This window comes from Okeania sp. SIO3B5, from assembly GCF_010692555.1.
Taxonomy (GTDB): Bacteria; Cyanobacteriota; Cyanobacteriia; order Cyanobacteriales; family Microcoleaceae; genus Okeania.
Map to the genome: position 1 here is coordinate 1 of NZ_JAAHHG010000542.1, position 6,623 is coordinate 6,623.

At 33.2% G+C, this 6,623-nt stretch carries 4 protein-coding genes; all 4 read left to right on the plus strand.

The genetic code is table 11. The features are described 5' to 3' along the window. Positions 1 to 666: 666 nt before the first annotated feature. A complete protein-coding gene (locus F6K54_RS37750) occupies positions 667 to 1,044 on the plus strand; it encodes a hypothetical protein (RefSeq protein ID WP_293089150.1) in 378 nt (125 codons plus the stop codon). Positions 1,045 to 1,451: 407 nt separating this feature from the next. Then, positions 1,452 to 2,234: a tryptophan-rich sensory protein gene (locus F6K54_RS37755; protein WP_293089152.1), complete on the plus strand. Its 783-nt coding sequence runs from the start codon at positions 1,452 to 1,454 to the stop codon at positions 2,232 to 2,234. Positions 2,235 to 2,571: 337 nt separating this feature from the next. Then, entirely contained in the window at positions 2,572 to 3,258 is a 687-nt protein-coding gene (locus F6K54_RS37760) for a lecithin retinol acyltransferase family protein (RefSeq protein ID WP_293089154.1), read from the plus strand. A gap of 328 nt (positions 3,259 to 3,586) precedes the next feature. After that, positions 3,587 to 5,539 carry an NHLP bacteriocin system secretion protein gene (locus tag F6K54_RS37765; RefSeq protein ID WP_293089156.1) on the plus strand — a complete coding sequence of 651 codons (1,953 nt, stop codon included), beginning with the start codon at positions 3,587 to 3,589 and terminating at the stop codon, positions 5,537 to 5,539. The last annotated feature ends 1,084 nt before the right edge of the window (positions 5,540 to 6,623 follow it).

A 6,623-nucleotide genomic window follows, 5' to 3' on the forward strand; every position in this document is an offset into this window, starting at 1 on the left:
AGCTATCAGCTATTGCTTTTAGTGAGTGATAAAAGCAATATTTAATTAAGCTAGAAAAATCTGGCTAAAAGTCAGCTCCAAAGTCTACATTCATTTAAACCTCGTCCTTAAGCGCAAGGTCTTATTGCTGTTAACGCAGTTCCTCCGGAGGAGGCTAGCTGATAACGCAGTTCCTCCGGTAGGAGGCTGGCTAATAGCTGAATGCTTACCTTAATAATTAGCAATTTATGAAAGATGTAAATCTCAGCTATTAGTTATTAATAAGATATCTGGTTAAAATCCAAAATAAAATAAATTATTATTCATAAATTATAAATTATTTTCCCCTATTCCCTACTCCCTAATCCCTACTCCCTCTTTTCATATGACATAAAATCAAGAAGCCATTTCAACAATTAATAATTAATAATTAACAATTACCTCTTCTTTTCAAGGAGAGGATTGACGCTTAAGGAAAATTTTTTCTTCTCTTGCTCGATTGGATATGGCGAAGAGACCTAGCCATCCCTCGACCACTTTTTTCTCCTTTAAAGGAGAGGTTTTAAATCTTAATTATTCGGTAATAAATAAATTATTCAAAATTTAAGATTATATTCATAGGACTCAACAATGTAGATGTGATATATAAAATTAAATATTCGATAATCCTATATTTAGGAGTTTATAATGATGACTAACGACGAATTTCACATATTGACACAGCAACGTAATGCTAAACTTGCTGCAGTTCTGATCGAGATAATTGATAGTGAATGGAATCGAGTTAGTAGGCAACTAGATGCTCTTGATACTGATTCTAATGATGTTACTAAAGCAGCAATTTTAGTGGGACAATTTCAAATATTAGATAAATTGAGGTTAGCATTATCTGAAGGCAGTCTAAGTTCTGATTATGAAATAGAAGCTATATGGCGTTCAAAATTAATTCAGCGTGTGATAGAAGGTTTTAATTTAGACTTAGATACTCATACTCCACCTCGTCAATACAAGAGTATAGCACAACAACTTGCAGAAGCTTGTGGACTAGAAGTAATTAGAGATTAATTCTACAAATATAGATGTTATAATTTGATTAAGATTAACTAATTATTTGAATCAAGTAGCCCGGTGAGTTGTAGAGGTAACAACTTCCGGGCTAAGTTATAATTTGGCTTAACTAGCTATCAGCTATTAGCTATCAGTTATCAGCCTAAAAATTTGTGCATATAATGTAAGCATTCAGCTATTAGCAGTCAGCTATCAGCAAACCCTAATTATTCATTACTTCTTAGGTTTAGGAAGAGAAATTTAACAGTAACTTTTATTCTGTCTCAATTTCTCAATTATGTTTACCTTCCCCAAAATTAATAGCTGATAGCTGAATGCTTACCATATAATTAGGTATCTGTTTGTGGAATATTCCGTCAGGAAACGCTTTTTAATCGAATTTATTTATAAGAGTAAAGACAATTATGGAAACTAATACTAAAAAATTTAATTCAGACATTATTCGGCAGTGGGCTAATTTAATAGGAATTATTGCTGCTTTTTTTCTGAATGTTTATGTTAATCTTGCTCCTCCTGGTGGTCAAACTATTGGTGAAATTTCTAATACTGTATTTCAGGATGTTTTGATTATTCCGGCTAGTTATGCTTTTGCAATTTGGGGATTAATTTATTTAGGTTTAATTAGTTTTGGAGTTTATCAAGTATTACCAGGGCAAAGAGAAAATCAAATTTTACGGAGATGTGGATATTTTTTGGTAGGTGCGAGTCTGGCACAAATTGTTTGGGTATTTTTATTTCAATATCAATTCTTTACTCTTTCAGTTTTGGCAATGTTAGGAATTTTAGGCTGTTTAATTTGCCTATATCTAAATTTAGGAATTAGTTATGAAAGAGTGTCAAAAAAAAATAAGTGGTTAGTTCATCATCCGATAAGTATATATTTTGCTTGGATTAGTGTGGCAACAATTGTAAATATAGCAAGTGCCCTACATTACTTAGGCTGGAATAGTACAGGGCAATTTGCTATATTTTGGACAATAATTATGTTAATAATTGGGGCAATTATTGCAGCAATTATTAATATACAAAAACAAGATATTGCTTATCCTCTGGTATTTGTTTGGGCACTTATAGCCATTGTAATTCGTCATTTAGATATGCCAGTCATTGCAGTTACTGCTGGAATTTTAGCTTTAGGGTTAGTGGTTTTAGTTTGTGTAAAACTTGTCTCAATTAGATTAAAATAGAATTAGGTAGCGTTTCCGTTCCGGAAAGGGGATGAGTAACCCCTCCTAAAATTAAACGACTTGCTCGCGCGTCGGGGATATTTTACCGAATAATTAAGGTTTAAAGTCCCTCCTTTATTTAAAGGAGAAACAATGAATTAATTTCCCCTACCGCGTCAATCCTATCCGTTTTAAAGCCAAGATAATTATTAATTATTAATTATTAATTATTAATTATTAATTATTAAGGGACTGCTCCGCAAACAGATACTATTATCTATGCACTACCTTTTTAAGCTGATAGCTGACAGTTAATAGCTGATAGCTAGTTAAATTAAGTAAAACTTGAAAAAATAATATGGCAAGAGGAGATCAAATATATACTCTTAGAGAGTTTCTAAATATAGATGGTGTTTACGAACATCATGGCATTGACTGTGGTGATGGAACAGTTATTCATTATCGTAAGGGTACAGAAACTATTGAAAGAACTTCTAAAGAATATTTTACTGATAGAAGAAAAATTTATGTGAAACGTTATCCAGTTCGTTATATTGCTGATACAGTCATTCAAAGAGCAGAAAGTAGATTAGGAGAAAAAAAATATAATATTATTAAAAATAATTGTGAACATTTTGCGACTTGGTGCATAACTGGAGTTAGTCACAGTCAACAGGTAAAAAACTTTATTCCTCTGCTTTATCACATTAATGTTGAGCAAATCTCAGAACCAATTAAGGAAGCAATTTTAGGAGTAAAAACTGAGGTAGATACTGCTGAATTGGTCAACAAAGCTTTAGCGGATATAAAAATAGCTTGGGAAAATATTCAACCAGAATATAAACAAGTTAGACAGGAAATAAATACCTGGCAAAAAGTAGCAGCGGCGGCGGTAAAACAAGACCGGGAAGATTTAGCTCGTGCAGCCTTAATACGTAAGAAAAAACATCAACAACGTGCTGATGAATTAGGAGCTAGTTTGCAGAAATTGGCAACCATGACAGAAACACTTTTAAGAAGTCAAAATTTAATTGAAAATAAATAATTGAAGATCGATCGGGTTTCTCTTCTTCCTTATTTACTTTTTGAATAATATTGTAAGCATTCAGCCGTCAGCTATTAGCTAGCCTCCTAGGTCGGAACTGCGTTAACAGCTATTAATTTTGGGTCTGCATAAAAGCAACCTTTTAAATTTAAAAAGAATAAAAAGTTGCTGCCATGGGTCCGGGGAAAAAACCTTAGAAGTAATTATTCATTACTAATTGCTGTTTGTGTAGCATCCCGTAGAGAAGCGCTGACTGCTGATAGCTAAATGCTTACATAATATCTCAGCTCATGTAAAAAAGTCATGGGAAGTTCATCTACAATTATTAATGTCTGAAAAACAGCGCCGTATATTCCGCAAAGAATCTTTAGAACGGCTTTCTTCCCCAGAACGACTAGACCAATTAATGCAAGTAGTTACTCTTAAAGATTGGCTACCTTTAGCAGCATTAGGTAGTCTAGTAGTTCTGGGTTTATTATGGAGTATTTTCGGCAAAATACCTATTACTATTAGTGGAAAAGGAGTATTAATTCGCCCCCGACAAGTAATAGAATTTCAGTCAGCGACCGCTGGTAGATTACAATCTTTAAATATACAAGATGGGCAGTGCATAAAAAAAAATTATGTACTGGCAACTATTGATCCATCTCAGCTCAAAAAACAATTAGAATTACAACAGAATAAACTAACTCAATTAGAATCTCAAAATCAAAATACCCAACAACTACAAAATCAACGAACTCAACTCGAAATAGAAGCTTTGGAAGGGAAAAAAAACAGTTTAGAACAACGCTTGAAAGATACTCAAGCAATAGCGCCAATACTGCAAAACGATACATTAAATGCCATCCGAGAACAACGTCAGAGTTTAGAAAAACGTTTGTCAGACCTAGAAATAGTAACTCCCGCATTAAAAGAGAAAAAATTAGAAGCGATCGCCAAACAACGAATTAGCTTACAACAGCGTTTACAAGATGCTAAAGCACTAACTCCCGATTTAAAAGAAAAACAACTAGCAGCACTCAGCGAACAAAAAGTTACCCTGGAACAAAGGTTAGAAAATGCCAAAGCTTTAACCCCTATTTTGCTTAATCAAAATGAAGTGGCATTACAACAGAAACGAGAAAGTCTACTGCAACGTTTACAAGATGCACGAGAGTTAGTTCCTACTTTTGAAGAGAGACTAAAAAGACGTCAAGACTTATATGAACAGGGGGCAATTTCTGAAGATACTCTACTGCAAAGCAAACAAGAATATCAACAAAATCTGCAAAATATTACAGAAATAGAAGCAGATTTAAAACAACTAGAAGTAGAGCGAACAGAAGCTATAGAAAAATATACACAAAACTTGAATAATATCAAAGAAATTGAGACTGAATTAACAGAATTAAAAGTGCAGGAAACAGAAGTTAATCAAAAATATTTAGACAATCTCAATACTATTAGAGAAATTGAAACTCAAATCCAAGGATTAGATTTACAAATCACCGAAACAGACGAACAATTTTTAGAGAATATCAACAGGATTAATGAAATTAAAGCTGAATTACAAGAACTAAAACTACAAGAAACAGAAACAAAGCAAAAATTTTTAGAAAATCAGAATACAATAACTCAAATAAAAGCAGACTTACAAGATTTAGATACTCAGAGAAAACGTTTAGAACAAGAAAATTTAGAAGCAGTTAATACACGCAAAAATCAAATTGAAGAAGTTAAACGGGAAATTGCTCAATTAGAAAAACAAATTGCTGATAATAGTAAAATTCTTAGTCCTGTAGATGGATGTATTTTGGAAATTCAAACTACTCTCGGACAATTTGTCAATCCAGGTACTACTCTGGGTAAAATTAATATCAAAGGAAAATCAGGAGAACTACAAGCAGTCAGTTATTTTGCTGTTTCAGATGGCAAACGCATCAAACCAGAGATGGAAATTTTAATCACTCCCGATACTGTAAAACGGGAAAGATTTGGTGGAATTATCGGCAAAATTATTTCTATATCTGATTTTCCTGTAACAAAAGAAGGTGCAAATTTTGTAATAGGAAATCCCGAAATAGTAGAAAATATTATCGGCGAAAGTGGGGGGAAAATTGAAGCGATCGCTCAACTAAAATTGGACTCCAATACCTTTAGTGGTTATCAATGGTCTTCTTCAAAAGGACCCCAACAAAAATTAACCGCTGGTACAACCACAACAACGCGAGTACGAGTAGAAGAAAGAGCGCCTATTACTTTTGTTTTACCAATTTTAAGGGAGTGGAGTGGGATTTGATTGTTAAGGAAGACTTCAACAATTAATAATTAATAATTAATAATTAATAATTAATAATTAATAATTAGGGCTTGCTGATTAATTCTAAAAGTATTGATTGACTGATATTGGCTTTAGCATTTTAGAGTTGAAAAAAGTACCAGCTTTTTGGTGGAAAAAGCTCAAAAAGCTAGTATTTTGGTATGATTATGGCAGAAAAATTGAGAGACAATTCTTAACTCCTACCTCCTCGCTCATTCCCATTTCTCCTGTCTCCTGTCTCCTACCCCAACAAAAAGACTTTCCATACGCAAACCCTAATTAGGGCTTGCTGATTAAATATCAAAGCATTGACTGATATTGGTTGTAGCATTTTTTAGTCTAAAAAAGTGTCAGCTTTTCGGTGGGAAAAGCTCAAAAAGCTAGTATTTTGGGATGATTATGGCAGAAAAATCAAGGGACAATTTTTCCGACTATCTCCTCTATAATTCCCATTTATCCTGAGTTCTGACTCCTACCCCTACCACTCATACTTTCCATACGCAAACCCTAATTACCTCTCCTTGAAAAGAAGAGGATTGACTCAAAGAAAAATTTTTTTCTTTTTTCCCCTTAAAAGAGGAGGCTTTAAACCACAATTTCTTGGTAAGAATTGTAAGAATGATTTTTCTGCCCAACTCTTGCCCAAAATCCTAACTTTTTGGTAGCTCAAGCTGAAAAAATTGCACTTTTTTTCAGTATAAAAAGGCTGAAGCTTTTATCTGTAAATGCTTTGAGAATTAATCAGCAAGCCCTACTTATACCAATTCACTTAAAAAATGTCACAAATAGTTGTTAATTAATTGATAATGGATAATTGATAATTACCTCTGGTTAAAACCGAGAGGATTGAATATAAAGAAATATTATTTCTTTTCTTAGTTGATTAGATATGGTGCAGGTTTCGGAGCCATCCCTCGACCGCTTTTTTCCCCTTAAAAGAGGGTAAGCATTCAGCTATTAGCTCTCAATTCGAGCGCAAAAAAAAGGGGGTTTAAATGAATATAGACTTTGGAGCTGACTTTTGTAGTCAGATTTTTCTAGCTCAATTAATAAAACTTTTATC